This is a genomic window from Shewanella sp. Isolate13 (assembly GCF_022398325.1).
In the GTDB taxonomy this organism is placed as follows: Bacteria; Pseudomonadota; Gammaproteobacteria; order Enterobacterales; family Shewanellaceae; genus Shewanella.
Map to the genome: position 1 here is coordinate 58081 of NZ_JAKEVD010000016.1, position 22060 is coordinate 80140.

Genomic DNA, 22060 nt, shown 5'->3' on the forward strand with positions numbered 1-22060 from the left:
ATGACAAACAAACAGGGATTTTTTAAACGCCTAAAAGCATTAGAGTTACCCCAGAAAAAGCTTTTTGCGGTTGCCCTATGCCAACGCATGCTGCCTAACTATCAGCTTTTTTCTGAAGTGTGTGAATTTGGCGATCCAAAAGTACTCGATACCTTGCTAAACCTACTTTGGCAATCGATGTACGACAACAAGCTCAAGCTGAACATAGATATCTACCTTGAGCGCCTAGAAGATAACACGCCAGATCCTAGCGATTTTGATGTTTACGGTGTCTATCCTGCTATGGATGCCGCAGTCGCATTGACCTCGCTGATCAGTGCACTACAGAGCAAAGTAGAAGAAGATATCACCAACATCAGTAAGCTATCGTCATCGACTGTCGCCAACTATATTGAAGCGACCTGTGAGCAAGAGTTCAAAAATGAAGATGCGCTCGATGACTATATCTTCGGTCATGAAGTGATGCTTGAAGAGAAAGAGATGCAAGAGTCTCTTTTACAGATCATCGAAGAAAACCCGTCGATGAAGGCCGATTTCATCAAAGGGCTACGCAAAGAAATCGTTGAGATTGGTGTATCAAATATCGGTATCGAAGCCCCCCGCTAATACAGAGCAGCTCGTAGCTATGAGCGCGTAACGGATCACTCTTATCGTTAGGCGCCCATCAAGCTCACATCAAGCACCGCTGTCAGCATAAGGCACAGGCCTTAATTAACTCTCCATCGAAAACAGGCACTGCGCCTTTGATTGCATAAACTCGATAAACAGCTTTACCTTCAGCGGCTGATGACTGCGCTGATGATAGAGGATCGAGATCCGCCTCTTCTCACCAATCCATTCCGGCAGCACGACTTGCAAGGCACCAGACTTAAGCTGCTGCTTAACAAACAGCTCGGGGCCGTAGAGAATACCGCCATCGTCAACCGTCGCTTCGACCGCGCCATGCAGGTCACTTAAGGTCAGCTTGGCCTTACCATCGTAGTAAAATGACTCGCCAGAGGGGTGCTTAAGCGACCAGTTATACAGAGGCCAAACCTTGATCAAGCTATGGCTAGCCAGTTCACTCGGATGAGTCAGCTCAGGGGCATTGTCGATATAATGAGGCGAAGCAAACAGACCATAATTAAGCACACCCAATGAACTTGAGATCCAAGAGGAATCAGGTTGAGTGCCTCCAACAATAGCCACATCGACGCCCTCATCGATCAAGTCGATAACGTTATTGTTTTGCGCAATATGCAGTTGAATGTCTGGATATTGCTCGCAGAACTCATTAAGGGTCTTGATAAAAATCATCGAGATAATCGACACTGGCGCGGCAATACGTAAGGTGCCCTCAGGCTTATCCACACTGACACCGCTAATGCTATCAAACTGAGAGATAATAGACTGATATTGCTGAAACAGCGCAATCCCTTCTTCGGTTAGCCTCAGCTTACGGGTATTACGCATCAACAGCTGTTTATCTAATACCGTCTCCAACTTCGTCAGCTTACGGCTCACAGTAGCAATCGGCATATCCAGCTCTTTCGCGGCCTGAGAAAAGCTGCCCGCATTCACTAGATGCACAAATTGATAGATCAGCTGTAATTCCAAACCAAAGTTGGTACTCATCAAGATAACCCCTGCAACTTAAGATAAATGGGATCTGAGCTCAGACTCAGATTAAGCCTAGCTCTCATACTCGCCACAATATTATACCAAAACACAAATTACATCGTGTTCTAGCGCAATGTTAGTGGCTTTTAAATTCACATGACTTAGGACTTCACGAGTCATGTTCGTCACTGAAGATACCGCCAATAGGCTTTGCCCAAATAACCGTAAAAATAAATTAGTCAAAAACTAGTTTGTAGATTATTATGCGCAACCTTTTTTTATTAACTGCTCAAAAAATGACACGCCGCCTTGCCTTTCTGTTGTTATTCACAAGCTTATCAAGCTCTTCTTTCGCGCAGCCTTTGGCTGTTAGCCCACAAGAGTTAGCTCAGTTACAGCCAGAAACGGCTATTGCCGCGGGTGCAATAACGAACAGTGACCCAGCGATCTCTATCACCTCAAATACCACGTCAGATACCACGCCAAAGAGCCAAGATGATCATAGCGAAAATCATGAACGCCATGGTGATCACCTGACGAGTAATACTCTGTTATTTTTCATCACAGTGTTCACTCTGCTGCTAGCCTTTAGCCTCTTTCGTAATAACAGGCGTAAAGCTTTTCTATCTGAAGCCCTTGCTAGTGGACAAGCAAGCCATGAGCAGATGCAGTGGTTAATGGCCGTGCTCGATAATTTCCCAGGCATGGTGTTGATCTGTGATGCCAATGGCAAGCCCCTACTGAGTAACAAGGCCTATAACGACTGCCTAGCGAACACCATCAGCCAACTAGGCAACAGTCCGTCAGCATTTATCGCTGCCAACAATTGCCTGAGCGATGAATGTGCGATTGGCGATAAATATTACCGCATCTCCCGTGAAGTGGTGCGCCATAACGATGGCCAGCAATACCACATCACGGTATTTGCAGACTTCACAGAGTTAAAGGCGCGCAAGCAAGAACTTAGACTTTCGCAGCAACAAGCTGTGGAGGCCTTAAAGGCAAGAGAGTCATTCTTGGCGATTATCAGCCACGAGTTAAGGACGCCCCTTACCGCAATGATAGGCTTAATGGAGCTGCTCAAGCCTGAGCTTAAATCGAGTCAAAACCTAGAGTTAATGCAAAATGCTCAGGCCTCCGCCGAGCGTTTAAAAGCCCTAGTTAACGATCTCTTAGATTTTTCTAAAATGGAGGCCAACCAGTTACAACTCGATGCTTACCCAGGCAATATCTTTGATGAAGTTGGCTCCATGCTCAGAACGTTAGAAGCAGGCGCCAGTGTTAAAGGGCTCGATTTTCGAGTCGACTGGCAACCCACAAGGTTCTGCCACGCCGAGCTTGACTGGCTCCGCCTCAGCCAGATAGTTAACAACTTGGTGAGTAATGCAATTAAGTTCACCGAGAAAGGTTACATCAGGGTATCGATCGCCAATACAGAACAAAGACTATATCTGTCGATTGAAGACAGCGGCTGCGGCATGACACAAAGCCAACTCCTCGGCTTATTTCAACCATTTGTACAGGGCGATCCGAGTATAAACCGTAACTATGGCGGCACAGGCTTAGGCATGTCTATTGTTAAGCACTTAGTGCAGCTGATGGGAGGAGAGATAAACGTAGAGAGTCGACAAGGCCACGGTACGCAGGTTTGTGTGAATATGCCGGTTCAATTTCGGCCTTTAGCGCTTAGGTTCATGGCAGAGATAAAAACAGAAAATGACAAGCTACAAAGCTGGCTTAAGCTGTGGCGGGATAACTCATGCCCTAGCGGTGAAATCGCCACTAATTGCATAGCGGTTCAAGCGTTAGAACTATGCCAAAACATCTATCCCGACCTGCTGTTAAAGGCACTGTCATGGCCAAATAAGCCTGCACAAACCGATGCCCTAAAAGCGAAAAGGTATACGGGAAAGGTGTTAGTTGCCGATGACGATCCAGTTAACCGCTTCCTGTTCCAGAAACAGCTTAAAAAGCTCGGCTTAGAGGTGGTCACGGTTAATGATGGTCAAGAGGCACTCAACTATTTAACTCAACATTTAACCAGCATCGACCTGCTCCTTACCGACTGCCATATGCCTAACCTCAATGGTTATGACTTGGTGCGTCAGCTAAGAGCGCGAAGCGAGTTTAACGCCTTAGCAATAATTGGCTGTACCGCAGAAGACTCACGCTTAGTCGCCGAAAAAGCGCAGAGTGTCGGTATGGATGAGATCATCTACAAGCCCTATACCTTTAACTCGCTTAGCGATGCGTTAGGACGTTACTGTCAACAGCAAGCCATTGACTCAGATTTAGCTAAACTCGAGTGGTTAAATGCATATGAGATAGAGGAACAGCTTGAGTTTTCGGCCGTCGTGAGAGACTCACTCTTTGCCGATAAGGCGCAGCTTCTCGAACAGAGCCTACCGCTAACGGCGATAGCTCACCGCATTAAAGGCGCGGCCAATGCGCTCAATTTAACTGAGCTAGCGTCCCTCGCCCACGCCTGTGAAACTGTATCTAGCAGCAACGCCCCATTAGCCACCAAGCAACTCATCGATGAGATTGATGCCGTCATCGCTGCGATTAACAACTGGCTCAGTAAACAATATTTGTGATCATCTCGATGCGTTGCGGGATCTATTATTGAATCCGCCATCGAGACTTAGTTATTTGGACAACATCCTTTATGCAATCGTTTCAGTCATTAAAAGTCCTTGTGATAGATGACGCACCAACCTTCCTCTTTACTATCAAAAGCATGTTGGTGAAATTAGGCTTTTTAGAAAATAGTGTACAAACCTGTAAGTCGGTTAAGGTCGCTCTGGATCTCACATCAAACAAACAATTCGATGTGATTATCTGTGACTATAACTTTGGCACAGGCATGAATGGCAAGCAGCTATTTGAAGAGTTTAAACACTTAAATCTATTGACCGATGAGACGGTATTTATTCTGGTTACTGGCGACAATTCGGCGGCAACGGTCAGGCCTATTATCGAACTCAAACCCGATGAATACCTGCTAAAACCTTTCAATGCCGTCTCCCTAAAGGAGCGGATCTCTGTTGCCATCAGGCGCAGACAAAAACTCTCAGGCCTCTATGGTGCAGAGCGCAGCTTAGATCCCCAAAAAGGTTTACAGCTATGTGATGAGTTGGCGCCTTTTCATCCCGAATATTACTTCGTGATTAAGCGATTTCGCGCCTCATTTCTGACCATGTTACAGCGCCATGAACAGGCAAAATTAGTCTATGAGTCGACGCTGGCAAAGAAGGAGCTAGACTGGGCTAAGGTCGGCTTGGCTAACTCCCTAGCAAATCTTGGTCAAACAGATGAAGCAGAAAAGATCATCAACCAATTACTGCTGACCTCCCCGAATGATACTCGAATTAGAACCGAGGCCGCCTATCTAAGACTGAAAAGCCACGACACCCCGGCGGCAATTTCGCACCTAGAGATCGCCAGCCAACTGGTGCCCGGTAATTCAGAACGAGAGCTTATCATAGTCAACTTATGTCTATCGGTTGAAGACTACCAGCAAGCGCTTAACCGCTACCGTTTGTACCTCGAGATCAACAAAGACACTTACCGCAACAATGAGTTTGCCAAATTAACTCTGATAAGAGTGCTGCTTTACGCCTGTCGAACCAGCCCCAATAAGGCCTATTTAATCGAAGAGGCCAAGCATCACTCTAGACTATTGATGGAATCGAAGAACGAGTCTATTCAGCATGAGATTGAGCTAATTAAAGCCCATATTGCCTTAGAGTTAGGTTACTTTCGCTCGGCAATTAATATGCTTAAAAGCCTGCATGCAAAAGAGTGCTTTAACCATTTCTATGGCGCGTATCATTACGCTTGGCTACTCAATGCCATGAGTGTGGAAAATGAGTTTAACCAAGCCATACAGTGGGGCAGTCAAACCTTAGGCTATGAGCAGAGCCAGATAGTCTTTTCCAGTAAAGTCACCATGCTAGACAAGTTGAAAAAGCTCAACGAGTCGAAGAAAGCTTGGCTGAAAGAGAAGTACCTCATTGTAAAAAGTGACACTATCGACAGCGCAACTCTGCTAGAAACCTATCTCGCGATCCACGAGAAGGCACCGCTGCTGAAGATGGTGTGTTTGAATATCATCAAGTCGCTGTCTTACGTCTGGCCGCAAAGAGCTGGCGTTACCCAAGTCACGCAGATCATCAGCCGCTGCGACAACGTCGTCAGACAGCTTTATGCAGAGCAGGAGCTTGAGGCAAACAGTTATCAAGGTTACTACCTAGCTGCGTTAGAGCGCTGTAAAGGAAAAATTGAATAAGCGCTTATGGATAAGCGCTGATAACCCTTCTATTAAGGCTAAATCAAACTTCATTTGATAAAGGTCGAGGACTGGAAGTTAGACTGCGTCTAACAACTAATGTCGTGGCGCTTCGCCCCTATTCTTTTGTTAAGAGTCGAGCCAAGGGGGAAAGCGCTTGTCCCCGCTCTTGATTTCATAAGAGTAAACCCTCAGCGCCTCGACGAAGTTACATGCATTAGATACCGGTCTCATACTTATTCGAAATAGTCTAACGCTTCCGATGGGGCATCTGAAGTGAATGGATTCACAAATGCCGTGATGGCATGGATGCCATAGAACGGCCTGCCCCGCGAAAGCTAAGCCCACATCCATGTGGGCATTACGACTATTTCTTCAACGTACTTCGGCAACTTCGATGGGGAATGGGTGTTTTCAGTGAGTCTAGAACCCCACATAGGATTTTGAGTTATGACTAAAGCAATAAGGCTCCCTAACTCGTTTCTGGACAAAAGTTTCTTAGAGTTTCAACTTAAATTTGTTAAATACAAATTAGCACTGGTATACAAAAACTCTTTCTTTGATAAACAACCTTGCTTAGACAATACAACTAGTTTCATTACTCAACTTAACCTAGCTAAAATCGTTCAATCAAGAAATCCAAAAACAAACGAAGTCGCTTGGGTTGATACTGCCGACTCAGGTAAATCACGTTCAAATCTGCGCCTGCAGAAGAGGTCGATGCGTTGAAGTTCTTCATATAACCATTTAACACCGTCACTAAACGCTGCTGTTTGATGTCTTCTTGCACATCGAGAATCGATTTTAACGCAATACCCGCCCCATCTAACGCCCATTGACGAATCACTTCGCCATCATCAGAAAACCGCTTCGGTACGACAGTAACAACATTGTGCTGCTCTTCATCTTGAAAGTGCCATGTTTTCAACTCTTCATTGCTGCGAACCATGGCTAAACAATCGTGCTGTGCTAAATCTTGTGGCGTGATCGGCGTGCCTTTCTTTGCCAAATACTGAGGAGAAGCGCAAAGCACTCGGCGACTGGACGCCAGTTTGCGAGAGATAAGGTTGCTGTCGGCGAGCTCCCCATATCGGATAACGATATCCAAACCAGACTCAGCCAAGTTGGATAAGTTATCGTTCAAATACAGATAAGGGATCACATCGGGATAGAGCTGACTAAATTCCGACAGTATTGGCGAAATATATTGCTTACCAATATCACGAGGAGCCGAGATTTTAAGTGTCCCGCGCACTTCTTTGGTGCCAGTATGGAGTAGGTTTTCCGTCTCTTTAACGCTGTCAATGATTTCCAAGCATGCCTGATGGTACATAGCGCCAGAGTCCGTCAGTGAGATATGCCTTGTACTGCGATTAAGTAATTTCACCCCATAACGATCTTCCAGCGACTGCAATCTTGCCGTTACTGTTGCTGGCGATAAGCCGAGCTCTCTGCCAGCCGCCGCCAGTCCTTGGTTCTTCACTATGCTGACAAACAGCGTCATATCCGAAAACTTGTCCACATTCCCTCCTCAAACCCCATTATTCACCTGAGCTGAACAATCAATTCAAATATTACTCAATTATCAAATTTATTCCAATCAATATACTGACCCCATCGAAACAAGATTGGAAAAACAAATCATGAAAACAGAAAAAACCATTTATGTCGTACTCGGTGGCACATCAGGTATTGGTGCTGAACTTAGCCAACAACTTGCAAGCGACAATGCGGTTGTCCACGTAGCAAGCCGCAAAACAGGGTTAGACATCAGCGATGAACAGTCGGTTTATCACTACTTCGAAACCATTGGTGCTTTTGACCACCTGATCGTCACAGCTGGTTCTTATGCTCCAGCAGGCAAAGTGGTGGATGTAGAAGTTTCCCAAGCAAAATACGCGTTCGATACCAAGTTTTGGGGCGCCATCAACGCGGCGAAACATGGAGCACGCTACATCAAGAAAGGCGGCTCAATCACGCTAACTTCCGGCATGTTATCGCGCAAAGTTGTTGCTAACACCTACGTCAAAACTGCCATCAATGCGGCCATTGAAGCGACCACAAAAGTACTGGCGAAAGAATTAGCTCCTATCCGAGTTAATGCGGTCAGCCCTGGTTTGACTAAAACTGAGGCGTATCAAGGCATGAACGAAGACGACAGAAATGCCATGTTCAAACGCACACAAAATAGCTTGCCCGTAGGCAAAGTAGGCGAAGCCGGTGACGTTGCAAAAGCTTACTTACTTCTGATTGAAAACAGCTACATGACTGGCGCCGTGATTGATGTCGATGGTGGCGCACTGCTTGGCTAACAACACACGTTTGGCTAACAGCAAATAAAAACAAGGTGCCAGAGCAATAGAAAAGCATGGCACCAATGGGTTCAAACGAAATAAAGAAAGAGACTCCCCCATGAATAAAGAAAAAATGCCGCTGCAGGTATGGATTTTAACGCTTGCAGCTTTTGCTATCGGTACCGCGGAATTTGTTATTGCTGGCATTCTTCCTCAAATCGCCAACTCTTTGTCCATCACAGAAGGGCAAGCCGGTTACCTAATCAGTGCCTACGCACTTGCCATTGTGTTCGGCGGTCCACTACTTACGATTTACTTAGCACGCTTTAACAAGAAAGCAGTACTGGCTGGGCTAATGGTATTGTTTATTCTCGGCAACGTACTGTCCGCTTTCGCGCCGAACTACTTTGTGTTGATGGTCAGCCGAGTGATCACAGGCTTGGTTCAAGGTCCTTTCTACGGCATCGGTGCCGTGGTCGCGACCAATTTGGTTTCAGAAAAAATGGCAGGCCGTGCGGTCGGACAGATGTTCGCGGGCTTAACATTGGCTAACGTTTTAGGTGTGCCTGGCGGTACTTGGATTGGCTTGCAATTCGGCTGGCACACCACTTTCTTGACCGTTGCCGCTTTTGGTTTAGTGGCTCTGTTCTTCATCACTTCAGTGATCAAATCGACTGGTCATGGCGAAGCAAAAGATGTCAAAGCACAATTGGCTGCGTTCAAAAACCCAATGCTACTTATCAGCCTTGCGATCACCGTATTTGCTTGGTCGGGGTTTATGACTTTGTATGGCTACATCGCCCCTATCGCCATGCACATCACTGGTTTTGGTGAAAGTGCCGTGACTTGGATTTTGGTTATTGTCGGCGTAGGTCTGATTGTTGGCAACACCATGGGTGGTCGTTCATCAGATAAAAACCTACAAAAAGCGTCCATGTTCTGGGCTATCGCGATGATTGTGTCACTCGTACTGGTCGGCCTAACTGTCGACAGCAAAGTTCTGTTTATTGCCACCGCCTTTGTATTTGGTATTGCGTCATTCGCTAACGTGCCAGCAATGCAGCTTCGAGTCATGAACCACGGTGGTGAAGGTCAAGAGTTAGCCGCGACGGCAAACATCTCAGCGTTCAACTTAGCCAATGCCTTTGGCGGTTTCTTAGGCGGCATGGTGCTCGATAGCCAAATGGGCGCAGGCATGATCCCTTACGCAGCCATCATTGTTCCACTGATTGGTTTGTTATTCATCGCCAAGGCGAACCGCAAAGAAAGCAAACCGACTTAGCGCCAAGCTTCAACAACTAATTTCATCCCTACTGGTAGCCCTGACTTAACGCCTCCCGAAAAGGCGGGGCTACCCAATTAAATCACTAGGAAAACACTATGAAACTCTACATTTACGAACATTGCCCATTCAGTGCTCGCGTCCGCTACGTTGCTGGCATGCTGAATATCCAACTCGACGTCATCAATATTGCTTATGACGACGACAAAACCACAACAGACCTGATTGGAACCAAACAAGTGCCACTTCTTATCAAAGACAACGGTGAAGTGATGGCAGAAAGTCTAGAGATCATCGCTTACTTCCTTGAACTGGCAACATCAAGTGAAACAAGCCAACCATCTCAACAAGCGCTGAACTGGCAAAAAGTCGCGTTCCTTCCATTGCAAAAGGTGGGTTACCCACGTTGGTCAAATATGGATTTACCAGAGTTTGCCACTCAGTCTGCACAGCAAGCTTGGCGCGCAAAAAAGGAAACTGACGCACTCAATTTTGATGCACTCCTGCAAGACACACCAACTATTGCCAAAGAGGTTGAAGCGCTCATCGAACATGCGAAAAGCGTGTTGAGCCTCGATTCCTATCAGCATGTGACTTTGGTGGACGAAGCAATCTTATTTTCGATTTTGCGCGGGTTCTTCAGTGCCACTGAAATCCAATGGGACAACACCGTGAAGGATTGGATGGAATCTGTAAGCAATAAAATCCAAGTACCACTACTTAAGTAAGGAACCGATCATGAGTAAACTATTTGAAGCAACACAGCTAAAACAACTTAATCTACAAAACCGCGTAGTCATGGCACCAATGACCCGAGCACGCACTAGCCAACCGGGAAATATTCCAAACCAAATGATGGCGACCTACTACAAGCAGCGTGCAAGTGCGGGATTAATTATCTCTGAAGCCACTCAGATTTCAGACGATTCGCAGGGCTACTCATTCACACCAGGCGTCTACACCGATGAGCAAGTAGCAGGCTGGAAAACCGTCACTCAAGCAGCAAAAGAGCAAGGCGCAGTTATGTTTTGTCAGTTATGGCATGTTGGTCGTGTATCACACCCGACATTCCAAAAAGGTGAACAGCCTATTGCCCCATCGGCACTAAAACCAGTAGAAACCCAAGTGTGGATTGCCGACGAACAAGGCAATGGCAACATGGTCGATTGTGTAGAGCCACGTGCCATGACTCAAGCGGATATTGACCGCGTTGTGAGTGATTTTGCCCATGCCGCTAAACGTGCGATTGAAGCAGGTTTCGATGGTGTCGAAATCCACGGAGGTAATGGTTACCTGATTGACCAGTTCCTACGTACCAATTCAAACCACAGAACCGACAACTACGGCGGTACTCGCAAAAACCGACTTCGCTTTTTATTAGAAGTGGTCGATGCGGTGAGCGAAGCCATTGGTGCCAGCAAAGTGGGAGTACGACTCGCACCTTTCATCACTTTTAAGGACATGAACTGCCCTGACATTGTGCCAACCATCCTCGATGCATCGAAACAACTTCAAGCTCGTGATATTGCGTACTTGCACTTATCTGAAGCGGATTGGGACGACGCGCCAGTGATTCCAGAAAGTTTCCGCATCGAACTGCGCGAATACTTCACCAACACGATTATCGTCGCAGGCAGTTACACTCAAGAGCGTGCTGACGAGGTACTTGAGAAAGGTTATGCGGATTTAGTCGCGTTTGGACGCCCGTTTGTGTCTAACCCAGATTTGGTAGCGCGCTTACAGCACCAACAACCGCTGGCTGAACTAGATGGCTCAACACTATTTGGTGGCAATGAGCGTGGATACATTGATTACTCAGTACTTAATTGTGTAACTGTCTCGCTAATAAATAATTAATAGAAAATAGAGTGCAGTATGTATCACATAAATAATTAATAGAAAATAGAGTGCAGTATGTATCACATAAATTGTTTTTTTACTGTGCTCTTCACTCTTACGGTAAAGGTCTCGCTCAAAATCAATTCAACACCACCAATTGATGTGTACCAGTAATTTGGGGCACTGATATAGTTGAAAACAAAAAGCGTAACGGATCGGGCCTTGCGTTTTGCCACGCATTACTTTTTGTATATCTAACTAGATGACTATCTGTAACGTATTTAGAAGCGTAACAAACTTTGGAGCATTTTTAAGCCAGAAACCTAACTCTTCAGCCTAAATCGAAGAAGAAAATTATCCAGTGTAGATACGGCTGAAGCCGTCGAAAACAGGGTGAGAGATAACGAAGTTATCAAGCTCTCGAACGAGAGGCATGGATGCCGAACTGGCCTTTAAACACGGATGTTGTTTGTTTTCGTTGAGCCTACACGGCCAATTCAGTTCCATACTGAATTTGGCATTCCCTCCATCCATGGAGGTCAGACATACTAGGGGCGAGCTTCAGCAGCGTCTGCACATACCTCGCTGGAGGCGATTGATAACGATTAAGCAGCAACTCAGAACTCGCTTCCATGTACAAACAATAAATGTAATCAGCCTTCATTCGAAGACGAACTCATTTAGGGGCATTTCCCAAGTTAGACCCAAAACGACTAGCCCTAATGAGTACACCAATTACCCCGTGTAGATACGGCCGTGACCGTCCATGACATGGACGTCATGGCCGAGCTTCCAAGGAAGGACTTGCAGCGTGTCACGGCAGTGTCTGCACACTCCCCGCTGGAGGCGATTGATAGCTACATAGCTACAAGTTCAAACGGGCAATCCCATAGCAACGACACTAAGTTAATGAAACAAGCCTTCATTCCAAGGCTGGCCTCTCCTTTTCGTTTTTTGAAAAACCGAATTTTTATTCCTACACTCATAAAAAGGTAACAAAGAGCTGTTTCAAATAACCGTAGAATCCATCTGAAAACTAATATAAAACTAATATAAAACTGAACGAAAACGTGATTCACCTCAACGGATTTATCAACTGGGTGTTTACTGTATAGATAAACAGTATATACTGTTTAACTATACAGTGTTTTGATAAAGGACATCACTATGCTTTGCCAACTCAGCATCAACAACTTTGCTATTGTGCGTTTCTTAGAACTCGACTTTAAAGCCGGCATGACCAGTATTACTGGTGAAACCGGTGCGGGTAAATCGATTGCTATCGATGCTCTCGGCCTATGTTTAGGTAACCGAGCCGACGCCAATACCATTAGACCTGGTGCCACTAAGGCCGAAGTAAGTGCCCGCTTTTTATTAGATGATACCCCAGCGGCAAGACGCTGGCTTGAAGATAACGACCTTGAACTCGATGATGAGTGTATCCTACGCCGTACCATTAGCAGTGACGGCCGCTCACGTGCCTATATCAATGGCAACCCTGTGCCATTGGCGCAGATAAAGTCCCTTGGGCAACTGCTTATCGGCATTCATGGCCAACATGCTCACCACGCTATGCTAAAGAGTGAGCATCAACTGACCCTGTTAGATAGCTATGCTAACCATAAGATGCTGCTCGACAGCGTTGCTGCCAGCTATCACAGATGTAAGACTATTGAGAAGCAACTTCACCTACTTGAGATGTCGCAGCAGGAACGCTTAGCTCGCAAACAACTGCTGCAGTATCAAGTGGAAGAGCTAAACGAATTTGCCATTAATGAGGGCGAGTTCGAGTCGATTGAGGCCGAGCATAAGAAGCTGGCTAACAGTACGGCGCTAATTGAGCTTTGCCGTAATCAGCTGCATATTTTACAAGACAACGAGGAAGGCAGCGTCGAGTCGCTGCTCAACACCTCTATCAGCCAGGGACAAGATCTCGAGAGTTACGATCCAGAGCTTGGCAGCGTACTTGCCATGCTCAACGACGCCCTCATTCAGGTGCAAGAGAGCAGCAGCGAGATTGAACGTTACTTAGATGGCTTAGAGCTCGACCCTGAGTATTTTGCCCATCTAGAGCAGCGCCTGTCTAAGACCATGCAGCTTGCCCGCAAGCATCAAGTGATGCCAGATGAGCTATACACTCATCATCAAAGCTTGCTGGAAGAGCTTGAAGACCTAGGTTCAGATGACGACAAGTTAGACGATATTCGTGAGCAGCTAGCTGCTAACCGTGAGGCTTACCTACTGCATGCTAAAAAGCTCAGCCAAAGCCGTAGCCGTTACGCTAAAGAGCTGGATAAACAGGTGACTCACTCTATCCATGAGCTGAATATGCCAAAGGGTAAGTTCACCATTGCGGTGAACTTCAACGAGTCGGTTATCACCCCGACAGGCTGTGACAACATTGAGTTTTTAGTCTCGACCAACCCAGGTCAGCCGCTGCAGCCGATTGCTAAAGTGGCATCTGGTGGTGAGCTGTCGCGTATCGGCTTAGGAATTCAAGTGATCACCGCCAAAAAAGTCTCGACACCAACGCTGATCTTCGATGAGGTGGATGTGGGGATCTCGGGCCCAACTGCGGCGGTTGTTGGCCGTATGCTGCGTAGTCTTGGTGAGTCAACGCAAGTGTTCTGTGTGACCCACCTGCCGCAAGTTGCGGGTAACGGCCATCAACATATGTTCGTCAATAAGAGCAGCAAGGCGGGTCAGACCGAAACCTCTATGGTGGCGCTGGATAAAGAGCAACGTGTCGAGGAGTTAGCGCGTCTTTTGGGCGGTGATACCATCACCAGCAATACCTTGGCGAACGCTAAAGAGCTGCTGCTCAGTTAACGACTCAGCCGCTACTGAAAACAAAAATGCAGAGCTAAGCTCTGCATTTTTTATGACTCGATATTTTTTAGGCTAATAGCATCAAGCGAAGTAATAGGCTAGGCCCTGCAAACAGAGCATGGCAAAAATACCCGCTAAGACATCGTCAATCATAATGCCAAAGCCACCGTGAACCTTGGCATCGAGCCAACGAATTGGCCATGGCTTTAAGATATCGAAGATGCGAAACAGCACGAAACCCACAACTAACCACTGCCAACCTGCAGGTGCCGCTATCATGGTGATCAATAGCCCGGCGACTTCGTCCCAGACGATGGCACCATGATCGTGTACACCCATATCTTTCGAGGCCTTATCGCAGATATAAAAACCTGCCAACACACTCAATACTGTGAGGGCGATATACCAAGGTAGACTCAGCGGTGCCATCAGCAGAAAAACAGGGATAGCAGCCAAGGTGCCAAAGGTGCCCGGCGCTTTCGCCGCGAGTCCTGAGCCAAAGCCTAGGGCGAGGAAGTGAATAGGATTCTTCAGTGATAGCTTTGCAAGCACTGGATCTTTAGAGAATAGATTCATTAATTAAAGTGCTCAAAACCTAAATTTATCGGCTCAAACGCTTGATTGTCGCTCAGCAGTTTTAACTTGCCACCAGTACATACCTGACCTATCTGGGTAAATTTAACTCCCGATTCAGCCAAAGCAACTTCTAACATGCCCTTTTGCGCTTCTGGCACGGTAAATAGCAGCTCATAATCTTCACCACCTGTCAGCGCATAACTGAGCGCCATCTCTTTTGAGACACTGGCTTTAAGTGGCTCTGACAGCGGCAGGTTATCGACATTGATCACCGCACCCACGTTCGAGGCTTTAAGCACGTGCTGAATATCAGACATGATGCCATCTGAAATATCGATGGCGCTTGAGGCGAGATTTCTAAGGGATTGGCCAGCCAATACTCTCGGTGTCGGTCGGTAATGACGATTGATGAGATAGGCGCTATCTTCAACACTCGCCTGCAGCTTACCGCGCAGCAGATCTAAACCCAGTGCGGAATCCCCTAAGGTGCCAGTGACATAGAGCCAGTCACCATTTTTAGCACCACTACGGGTCAAGCCTTTATCGCTAGGTAGCTGACCATTGATGGTGATAGTGATTGCGCGCGGGCCGCGAGTGGTATCGCCACCGACGAGCGCCACACCATAATACTCGGCAATCTCAAACAGGCCGGCACTAAATTCGGCCAACCAAGTTTCATCGACCTCTGGCAAAGTTAATGCCAGTGTCATCCAAGCAGGTTCTGCCCCCATAGAGGCGAGATCGGATAGGTTAACCGCTAAAGATTTATAGCCAAGGTCGGCAGCGGGCATATCGGGGAAGAAGTGGACATTTTCCACTAGGGTGTCGCAAGAGATGGCAATAGATTTATTTTCGGCGGGTTGCACAATCGCACAATCATCGCCAATACCAACAGTCACATCTTTGCGGGACTGGGCGCGCCCAGTAAAGAAGCTTTCGATTAATTGAAATTCTTTCACAATACCAATCACAAAATAAGAGTAAGTATTCAGGGAGAGATGAGATAAGTGTAGATCAGGCCGTCACTCAAGCAAAAAATAGGAAGCCACAGCGGCTTGGCTCAAAGTGGAAATACGCGGACTGTCTTTACCTCCCTGCCGAAGATAACAAAAACGGCATCCGAAGATGCCGTTTCTACTACTTATTGCGTGCTACCAGCTTATCTAGAATGCCGTTAACAAACTTATGACCATCTTCTGCGCCGAACGCTTTTGCAAGCTCGATAGCTTCGTTAATCGCTACCTTGTAAGGCACATCCTTACGGAATGTCAGTTCATAAGCTGCGATACGAACAATCGCTTTTTCAACTGGATCCACTTCATCAAGTGGACGAGTCACGAATGGAGCAATCGCTTCATCCAATTGACTCTTCTTCGTTGCAACGCCACCTAATAGCTCACGGAAGTAAGCGATATCGACGCCATCAACTTCTTGTTCAGTTAGAAACTCATGCTCAACATCAGCAATATTGTTACCACTTAGCTGCCATGAGTAGATGGCCTGAACGGCTAAACGGCGGGCCTTACGGCGCTCTGAAGGCTTCATTAAATTGTCCTAAATTACAGCTGTTCTTCAAGTGCTTGCAGAACGTTAACCATCTCTAGCAGACCAAGTGCAGCTTCACCGCCCTTGTTACCCGCTTTAGTACCCGAACGCTCAATAGCTTGTTCAATGGTATCTGTGGTTAATACGCCGAATGAAACTGGGATATCGAACTCAAGTGCAACCTGAGCCAAACCTTTATTACATTCACCTGCTACAAAATCGAAATGAGGTGTACCACCACGGATTACCGCACCTAGTGCGATGATTCCGTCAAATTTTCCGCTCGCCGCAACACGACGTGCAGCAAGTGGCAGTTCAACAGCGCCTGGGACTCTGACTACAGTGATATTTTCATCTGCAACTTGGCCGAAACGCTTAAGAGTGTCTACCGCGCCATCGAGTAAACTATCAACAACAAAGCTGTTAAAACGTGAAACTACGATCGCAACTTTGGCGTTTTTCGATTCGATATTACCTTGAACTACGTTCATTTATCTTACCTAAATTAGCTTAATTACCCAGCATAGGGGCGGAAGAGGCGGTATGATACCACACCACTCCGCGCTGATCTCTATGCAATTAATAAGAAAAGTGTGAATTTAAGCCTCTGGCTGACAATCAGCTAAAGGCCGCTATTTATTCTGCAATATATTCAGTTACTTCAAGGCCGAAACCTGAAAGTGAATGATAACGCTTTGGTGAGCTTAGTAAACGCATAGAGGTCACGCCTACGTCAGCCAAAATTTGTGAGCCAACGCCGACTTGACGTGAAGTCCCCTTCCACTGCGCGGCAACAGGTGCACTGCCGTTATCTTCGGCTTCAAATGCCTTCACCTTAGCAAGAATGTCGCTGCTGTGTTCCTGATGCCCCAGTAACACCAATACGCCGCCCTCTTCGCCGATACGCTTCATCGCCTTCTCTAGCGGCCAGCTACGCTGCTGATCACGCTCTGAATGCAATAAATCGTTGAAGGTATTTTGCAGGTGAACACGTACTAAGCTGTTTTCTGTTACATCACCTTTAACCAACACGTAATGCAGTTGGTTGTCGATAGTGTCGCGGTAAGTCAGCATTTCGAACTCACCAAAACGGGTTGGCAGCTTACATTTTGCTTCGCGTACAACCGTGGTTTCTTTGGTGTTACGGTATTCGATCAGGTCGGCAATGGTGCCCATCTTCAAACCGTGCTTTTCAGCGAAGATTTCAAGATCGGGACGACGCGCCATGGTGCCGTCGTCATTAAGAATTTCAACGATAACCGATGAAGGTTCGAAACCTGCAAGACGAGCTAAATCACAGCCAGCTTCGGTGTGGCCAGCACGAATAAGTACGCCACCTTCCTGCGCCATCAAGGGGAAGATATGTCCTGGTTGAACGATATCCGATGGCTTAGCCTCTTTTGCTACCGCAGCTTTAACCGTCACTGCGCGGTCTTGAGCCGAAATACCCGTTGTCACGCCCTCTGCCGCTTCGATTGAAACGGTGAAGTTAGTGGAGAACTGAGCGTTGTTATTGGTAACCATTAACGGCAGGTTAAGCTGCTGACAGCGGGCCTTAGTCAAGGTTTGACAAATTAGGCCACGGCCAAATGTTGCCATGAAATTAACCGCTTCAGGCGTCACCATGTCGGCAGCCATGATTAGATCGCCTTCATTTTCTCTGTCTTCGTCATCCATCAAGATCACCATCTTACCTTGACGAATATCTTCAATGATCTCTTCTATACTATGTAACGCCATTTCCAGACCTTTATTTTTTGTCACTGAACTGAGACCTAAGCCTTATAGAGTAATAACTCTACCACAGTGAGTAAATGTATTGATTATTCTATTTTATTAAAGCAAAGCCTGCCGTGAAACCAGTCTCTATCTTAAGAAACCTGAGCGAGCTAACAATTCCATGGTGACTTCAGACTTAGGACCGCTCTCTTGCTCTTGGCTGGCATAACTCATTAACCTTTCTAAGTGGCGCGCAATCAAGTCCACTTCAATGTTGACGCTATCACCCGCTTTCAGATCCACTAAGGTGGTCTCGCCTGCGGTGTGGGGCACAATTGTCAGCCTAAAGCGATGACCTTGCACCTCATTGACGGTCAAGCTCACGCCATCGATAGTGATCGAGCCTTTATGGGCAATGTAGCGACCAAGTTCGGCTGGAGGAGTCAGCCAAAACTCGATAGCTTGCCCACGAAATTGCCTGTCATCCACATGGGCAATGCCATCCACATGACCGCTAACCATGTGCCCGCCTAAACGGGTCGTTGGTGTGACCGCTTTTTCTAGGTTAACGGCTTTTCCCACCTGATAATGAGAGAAGCCCGTCAAACTGACCGTCTCGGCAGAAATATCTGCCACATAACCGTCGCTCATCAGTTCAACCACGGTTAAACACACACCATTAGTGGCGATACTGTCGCCAAGCTTAACATCAGACAAATCCAGCTTGCCGCTGGCAACCGTTAAGCGAATGTCATCACCGCGGCGCTCTACTTTACGTAAGTGTCCGACTGACTCAATAATTCCAGTAAACATAAACTAATTACTCACTCTTAACGTTAAGCGGGTATCTTTGCCCACTTTACGTTCATCGATTAGGTTAATCTTTGGTACATCAGACATCGCCTGATAATCATCTAAGGCGAGCATATTACGCCCCTGTGAGCCTAAGATCTTCATCGCCTGATAAAGTACTATCTCATCGGCCAGCCCTTGATTCACAAAAGCGCCCGCAAGTGTTGCCCCGGCTTCAACCAATACCGAATTGCAGCTCTGGCCAAGTAAATTCAACAGCGCATTAAGGTCGATACGGGAATCTATTGCTGGCAACACCTGACTTTGAACATGGCTTGGCCAAGCAGCCTGTACACTTTGTGGGTACGCCTGAGTCGACACCAATAAAATAGGGCTATCAATTTTAAACAAGTTTAGTTCATTACCAAGGCGTGCCTGACTGTCTAACACGACTCGCAGCGGCTGATGAATTTCGGCAGGGGCTAGCTGATTCGCCAGCGAGCCCAACTCACTGTGGCGCACATTTAAACTCGGGTCATCGGCAAGTATAGTCTCAACGCCAGTCACTAAGGCGCAGTGGCGGGCACGTAATCGCTGTACATCACTGCGCGCTTCTGGGCCTGTAATCCACTTAGACACGCCGTTAGACAAGGCGGTCTTACCATCGAGGCTGGCGGCAAGTTTTACCGTCACCCAAGGAAGGCCCTTTTCCATCCGCTTTAAGAAGCCTAAGTTGACCTGTTTCGCCTCTTCGGTCATCAAGCCAACATCGACTCGAATACCCGCTTCACGCAACATGGCAATGCCGCGGCCACTGACTTCAGGATTAGGATCGGTTACGGCAATAACCACTCGGCTCACGCCGTGATCGATAAGCGCCTTGGCGCAAGGTGGTGTGCGACCGTAATGGCTACAAGGTTCAAGCGTGACATAAGCGGTGGCGCCTTTAGCATCACTGCCCGCCATATTCAGGGCGTAAACTTCGGCGTGGGGACCGCCGGCTCGTATATGGTAGCCCTCGCCCACTATCTCGCCATCTTTAACGATAACGCTGCCCACACTTGGATTTGGACGGGTGGTGTACATGCCCTTTTGCGCCAGCTCAATGGCAAGGCTCATCATTTGACTGTCTTCGATAGACCACATAATGGCGGCGATTCCGATTGTTCGATTGATGAAGGGGGAAGCGCTGCGCTTAACCCCGATTGCGTAGGTTACTTTTGCAGTTTGGCGATCGCTTCCCCAAACTCTGAGACGTCTTCGAAGGCACGATAAACAGACGCGAAACGAATGTAGGCAACCTTATCTAGGTTGACTAATTGGTCCATCATCAAGTTGCCAATCATCTCTGATTTCACTTCACGCTCGCCAGTGGCGCGCAAAGTCGACTTAATCTTAGTCAATGCCTGTTCGATTTGATCCATAGATACAGGTCTTTTCTCTACGGCTCTTAACATACCGCCACGCAGCTTTTCTTCATCGAACGGCTGGCGGCTGCCATCTTGTTTCACCACACGAGGCATCACAAGCTCGGCTCCTTCGAAGGTGGTAAAACGTTCATGACACTGAACACACTCTCTACGTCGACGCACCTGATGGCCGTCAGCGACTAATCGCGAATCAATCACTTTTGTGTCAGTTGCGCTGCAAAATGGACAATGCATTTAGCCTCCGTTTAGAAAAAAATGTTATGACTCACTGGATTTATACCTAACCTATTAATTATGTCACCTTTGACAAGAATTAAAATGTGATTGGTACGACTTAAAACCTCAGAAAGTATGCTCTATTACATACAAAAATGGCCGCATAAATGCGGCCATTGGAGTCTAACTGATTTAACGCGTAAGGTTAACCGTAAACAGGGAACTTAGCGCACAATTCCAGAACCTGAGCCTTAACGCGTTCGCTAACGGCAAGATCTGAAATATCATCTAAGATGTCACACATCCAGTGAGTCAACTGAACACACTCTTGCTCACCGAAACCACGACGTGTGATTGCAGGAGAACCAATACGTAGACCTGAGGTCACAAAGGGTGAACGTGGGTCGTTTGGTACTGAGTTCTTGTTTACTGTGATGTTCGCGTTACCAAGGGCGGCGTCAGCGTCTTTACCTGTGATGTCCTTGCTGATCAAATCTAACAGGAACAAGTGGTTATCAGTACCACCAGAAACCACATCATAGCCACGTTCGATAAACGTACGAGCCATAGCCTTAGCGTTAACCACTACTTGCTCTTGGTAAGTGGTGAACTCTGGGTCTAGGGCTTCTTTAAATGCAACCGCTTTAGCAGCGATAACGTGCATCAAAGGACCGCCTTGACCGCCTGGGAATACTGCAGAGTTTAACTTCTTGTAGATCTCTTCATCGTTGATTGATGAAAGGATCAAACCACCACGTGGGCCAGCGAGTGTCTTATGAGTTGTGGTTGTCACAACGTGTGCGTGTGGCATTGGGTTTGGATAGATGCCAGCAGCAACAAGACCTGCAACGTGCGCCATATCGACGAATAGGTATGCGCCCACTTTGTCAGCGATTTCACGGAACTTGCCCCAGTCGATAATACCTGAGTAGGCACTGAAACCGGCGATGATCATCTTTGGCTTGTGCTCAAGCGCTAAACGCTCAACTTCAGCGTAATCGATCTGACCCGTTGTTTCATCGATACCGTACTGGACAGCGTTATATAACTTGCCAGAGAAGCTCACGTGAGAGCCGTGAGTTAGGTGACCACCGTGGGCTAGGCTCATGCCTAGAACCGTGTCGCCGCCTTGAAGTAACGCCATGAATACCGCTGCGTTAGCTTGAGAGCCAGAGTGTGGTTGAACGTTGGCATAAGTTGCGCCAAACAGCTCTTTTGCACGTGAAATAGCTAACTCTTCAACAATATCAACATGCTCACAACCACCGTAGTAACGCTTACCTGGGTAGCCTTCGGCATACTTGTTGGTTAGCTGAGTACCTTGTGCTTCGATTACGCGAGGACTTGTGTAGTTTTCTGAAGCAATGAGTTCGATGTGCTCTTCTTGACGGCGCGTTTCATCTTCAATTGCTGCAAATAGTTGTGGATCGTAATCCGCGATATTCATATCTTTTTTCAGCATTACTCACTCCAGCTGTAAAGTCTTGTAATAGGGTTGCGCGGTATTCTACAGCGCATTCGATCACAATCCCAGCATTTACAACATGAAATTACTTGCATTTCTAGATGAGTGAGTTTCGTAAAAAGGGTTAATCGGCATAAAAATTGACTCGTCAACAGTCTAGGGCTGCGGCCTAAATGTTCGCGC

19 protein-coding genes are annotated in these 22060 nt (G+C 47.0%); 8 read left to right on the forward strand and 11 right to left on the reverse strand.

Features of this window, described 5'->3' with window-relative positions; genetic code table 11:
- Positions 1-606: a YjaG family protein gene (locus tag L1D44_RS11910; RefSeq protein WP_239890861.1), complete on the forward strand. Its 606-nt coding sequence runs from the start codon at positions 1-3 to the stop codon at positions 604-606.
- A gap of 105 nt (positions 607-711) precedes the next feature.
- Here the strand turns inward: L1D44_RS11910 and L1D44_RS11915 are convergent, their stop codons facing one another.
- Positions 712-1614 carry a LysR family transcriptional regulator gene (locus L1D44_RS11915; protein WP_239890863.1) on the reverse strand — a complete coding sequence of 301 codons (903 nt, stop codon included), beginning with the start codon at positions 1612-1614 and terminating at the stop codon, positions 712-714.
- 248 nt (positions 1615-1862) lie between these two features.
- On the opposite strand from L1D44_RS11915, the gene L1D44_RS11920 reads away from it, so the two are divergent.
- Together L1D44_RS11920 and L1D44_RS11925 are read left to right on the forward strand one after the other, a co-directional pair.
- Positions 1863-4196: an ATP-binding protein gene (locus L1D44_RS11920; RefSeq protein ID WP_239890865.1), complete on the forward strand. Its 2334-nt coding sequence runs from the start codon at positions 1863-1865 to the stop codon at positions 4194-4196.
- A gap of 71 nt (positions 4197-4267) precedes the next feature.
- The gene (locus L1D44_RS11925) at positions 4268-5890 is read left to right on the forward strand and encodes a response regulator (protein ID WP_239890867.1); all 1623 of its coding nucleotides are present in this window, start codon (positions 4268-4270) and stop codon (positions 5888-5890) included.
- A 616-nt stretch (positions 5891-6506) separates the two neighbouring features.
- Here L1D44_RS11925 and L1D44_RS11930 read toward each other — a convergent pair.
- On the reverse strand, positions 6507-7412 hold the full coding sequence (locus L1D44_RS11930) for a LysR family transcriptional regulator (protein ID WP_239890869.1): 906 nt from the start codon (positions 7410-7412) through the stop codon (positions 6507-6509).
- A 121-nt stretch (positions 7413-7533) separates the two neighbouring features.
- Between L1D44_RS11930 and L1D44_RS11935 the strand changes: the two genes are divergently transcribed.
- From L1D44_RS11935 to recN, 5 genes are all read left to right on the forward strand, one after another.
- Positions 7534-8202: an SDR family oxidoreductase gene (locus L1D44_RS11935; protein WP_239890871.1), complete on the forward strand. Its 669-nt coding sequence runs from the start codon at positions 7534-7536 to the stop codon at positions 8200-8202.
- Positions 8203-8302: 100 nt separating this feature from the next.
- Entirely contained in the window at positions 8303-9466 is a 1164-nt protein-coding gene (locus L1D44_RS11940; RefSeq protein WP_239890873.1) for an MFS transporter, read from the forward strand.
- Positions 9467-9564: 98 nt separating this feature from the next.
- Positions 9565-10194 (forward strand): GrxB family glutaredoxin, encoded by a 630-nt coding sequence (locus L1D44_RS11945; RefSeq protein ID WP_239890875.1) that lies wholly within the window; start codon positions 9565-9567, stop codon positions 10192-10194.
- A 10-nt stretch (positions 10195-10204) separates the two neighbouring features.
- Entirely contained in the window at positions 10205-11323 is a 1119-nt protein-coding gene (locus L1D44_RS11950) for an alkene reductase (RefSeq protein ID WP_239890877.1), read from the forward strand.
- Positions 11324-12472: 1149 nt separating this feature from the next.
- A complete protein-coding gene (gene recN, locus L1D44_RS11955; protein WP_239890878.1) occupies positions 12473-14134 on the forward strand; it encodes a DNA repair protein RecN in 1662 nt (553 codons plus the stop codon).
- 81 nt (positions 14135-14215) lie between these two features.
- Here recN and L1D44_RS11960 read toward each other — a convergent pair whose 3' ends face one another.
- The 9 genes from L1D44_RS11960 to glyA form a co-directional block, all read right to left on the reverse strand.
- On the reverse strand, positions 14216-14710 hold the full coding sequence (locus tag L1D44_RS11960) for a phosphatidylglycerophosphatase A (RefSeq protein WP_239890880.1): 495 nt from the start codon (positions 14708-14710) through the stop codon (positions 14216-14218).
- On the reverse strand, positions 14710-15669 hold the full coding sequence (gene thiL / locus L1D44_RS11965) for a thiamine-phosphate kinase (protein ID WP_239890882.1): 960 nt from the start codon (positions 15667-15669) through the stop codon (positions 14710-14712). Before thiL ends, L1D44_RS11960 begins: the two co-directional genes overlap by 1 nt.
- Positions 15670-15847: 178 nt before the next feature.
- The gene (gene nusB, locus L1D44_RS11970; RefSeq protein WP_220768331.1) at positions 15848-16255 is read right to left on the reverse strand and encodes a transcription antitermination factor NusB; all 408 of its coding nucleotides are present in this window, start codon (positions 16253-16255) and stop codon (positions 15848-15850) included.
- Positions 16256-16269: 14 nt separating this feature from the next.
- On the reverse strand, positions 16270-16746 hold the full coding sequence (gene ribE / locus L1D44_RS11975) for a 6,7-dimethyl-8-ribityllumazine synthase (protein WP_202722445.1): 477 nt from the start codon (positions 16744-16746) through the stop codon (positions 16270-16272).
- A 145-nt stretch (positions 16747-16891) separates the two neighbouring features.
- The gene (gene ribBA, locus L1D44_RS11980) at positions 16892-17995 is read right to left on the reverse strand and encodes a bifunctional 3,4-dihydroxy-2-butanone-4-phosphate synthase/GTP cyclohydrolase II (RefSeq protein ID WP_239890884.1); all 1104 of its coding nucleotides are present in this window, start codon (positions 17993-17995) and stop codon (positions 16892-16894) included.
- A 126-nt stretch (positions 17996-18121) separates the two neighbouring features.
- Positions 18122-18787, reverse strand: coding sequence for a riboflavin synthase (locus L1D44_RS11985; protein ID WP_220768329.1), 666 nt, complete (start codon positions 18785-18787; stop codon positions 18122-18124).
- A gap of 3 nt (positions 18788-18790) precedes the next feature.
- Positions 18791-19912, reverse strand: a complete 1122-nt coding sequence (gene ribD, locus L1D44_RS11990; protein WP_239890885.1) for a bifunctional diaminohydroxyphosphoribosylaminopyrimidine deaminase/5-amino-6-(5-phosphoribosylamino)uracil reductase RibD — start codon at positions 19910-19912, stop codon at positions 18791-18793.
- Between the two features lie 68 nt (positions 19913-19980).
- The gene (gene nrdR / locus L1D44_RS11995; RefSeq protein WP_012154416.1) at positions 19981-20430 is read right to left on the reverse strand and encodes a transcriptional regulator NrdR; all 450 of its coding nucleotides are present in this window, start codon (positions 20428-20430) and stop codon (positions 19981-19983) included.
- A 187-nt stretch (positions 20431-20617) separates the two neighbouring features.
- Complete coding sequence (glyA, locus tag L1D44_RS12000) at positions 20618-21874, reverse strand: serine hydroxymethyltransferase (protein WP_220768327.1); 1257 nt, start codon at positions 21872-21874, stop codon at positions 20618-20620.
- Between the last annotated feature and the right edge of the window lie 186 nt (positions 21875-22060).

What these genes read in the sequence shown, in the direction of transcription:
- L1D44_RS11910 (WP_239890861.1), top strand. Translation starts at nt 1, where the DNA reads ATGACAAACAAACAGGGATTTTTTAAACGCCTAAAAGCATTAGAGTTA.
- L1D44_RS11915 (WP_239890863.1), bottom strand. Translation starts at nt 1,614, where the DNA reads ATGAGTACCAACTTTGGTTTGGAATTACAGCTGATCTATCAATTTGTG.
- L1D44_RS11920 (WP_239890865.1), top strand. Translation starts at nt 1,863, where the DNA reads ATGCGCAACCTTTTTTTATTAACTGCTCAAAAAATGACACGCCGCCTT.
- L1D44_RS11925 (WP_239890867.1), top strand. Translation starts at nt 4,268, where the DNA reads ATGCAATCGTTTCAGTCATTAAAAGTCCTTGTGATAGATGACGCACCA.
- L1D44_RS11935 (WP_239890871.1), top strand. Translation starts at nt 7,534, where the DNA reads ATGAAAACAGAAAAAACCATTTATGTCGTACTCGGTGGCACATCAGGT.
- L1D44_RS11940 (WP_239890873.1), top strand. Translation starts at nt 8,303, where the DNA reads ATGAATAAAGAAAAAATGCCGCTGCAGGTATGGATTTTAACGCTTGCA.
- L1D44_RS11945 (WP_239890875.1), top strand. Translation starts at nt 9,565, where the DNA reads ATGAAACTCTACATTTACGAACATTGCCCATTCAGTGCTCGCGTCCGC.
- L1D44_RS11950 (WP_239890877.1), top strand. Translation starts at nt 10,205, where the DNA reads ATGAGTAAACTATTTGAAGCAACACAGCTAAAACAACTTAATCTACAA.
- recN (WP_239890878.1), top strand. Translation starts at nt 12,473, where the DNA reads ATGCTTTGCCAACTCAGCATCAACAACTTTGCTATTGTGCGTTTCTTA.
- L1D44_RS11960 (WP_239890880.1), bottom strand. Translation starts at nt 14,710, where the DNA reads ATGAATCTATTCTCTAAAGATCCAGTGCTTGCAAAGCTATCACTGAAG.
- nusB (WP_220768331.1), bottom strand. Translation starts at nt 16,255, where the DNA reads ATGAAGCCTTCAGAGCGCCGTAAGGCCCGCCGTTTAGCCGTTCAGGCC.
- ribE (WP_202722445.1), bottom strand. Translation starts at nt 16,746, where the DNA reads ATGAACGTAGTTCAAGGTAATATCGAATCGAAAAACGCCAAAGTTGCG.
- ribBA (WP_239890884.1), bottom strand. Translation starts at nt 17,995, where the DNA reads ATGGCGTTACATAGTATAGAAGAGATCATTGAAGATATTCGTCAAGGT.
- L1D44_RS11985 (WP_220768329.1), bottom strand. Translation starts at nt 18,787, where the DNA reads ATGTTTACTGGAATTATTGAGTCAGTCGGACACTTACGTAAAGTAGAG.
- ribD (WP_239890885.1), bottom strand. Translation starts at nt 19,912, where the DNA reads ATGTGGTCTATCGAAGACAGTCAAATGATGAGCCTTGCCATTGAGCTG.
- nrdR (WP_012154416.1), bottom strand. Translation starts at nt 20,430, where the DNA reads ATGCATTGTCCATTTTGCAGCGCAACTGACACAAAAGTGATTGATTCG.
- glyA (WP_220768327.1), bottom strand. Translation starts at nt 21,874, where the DNA reads ATGCTGAAAAAAGATATGAATATCGCGGATTACGATCCACAACTATTT.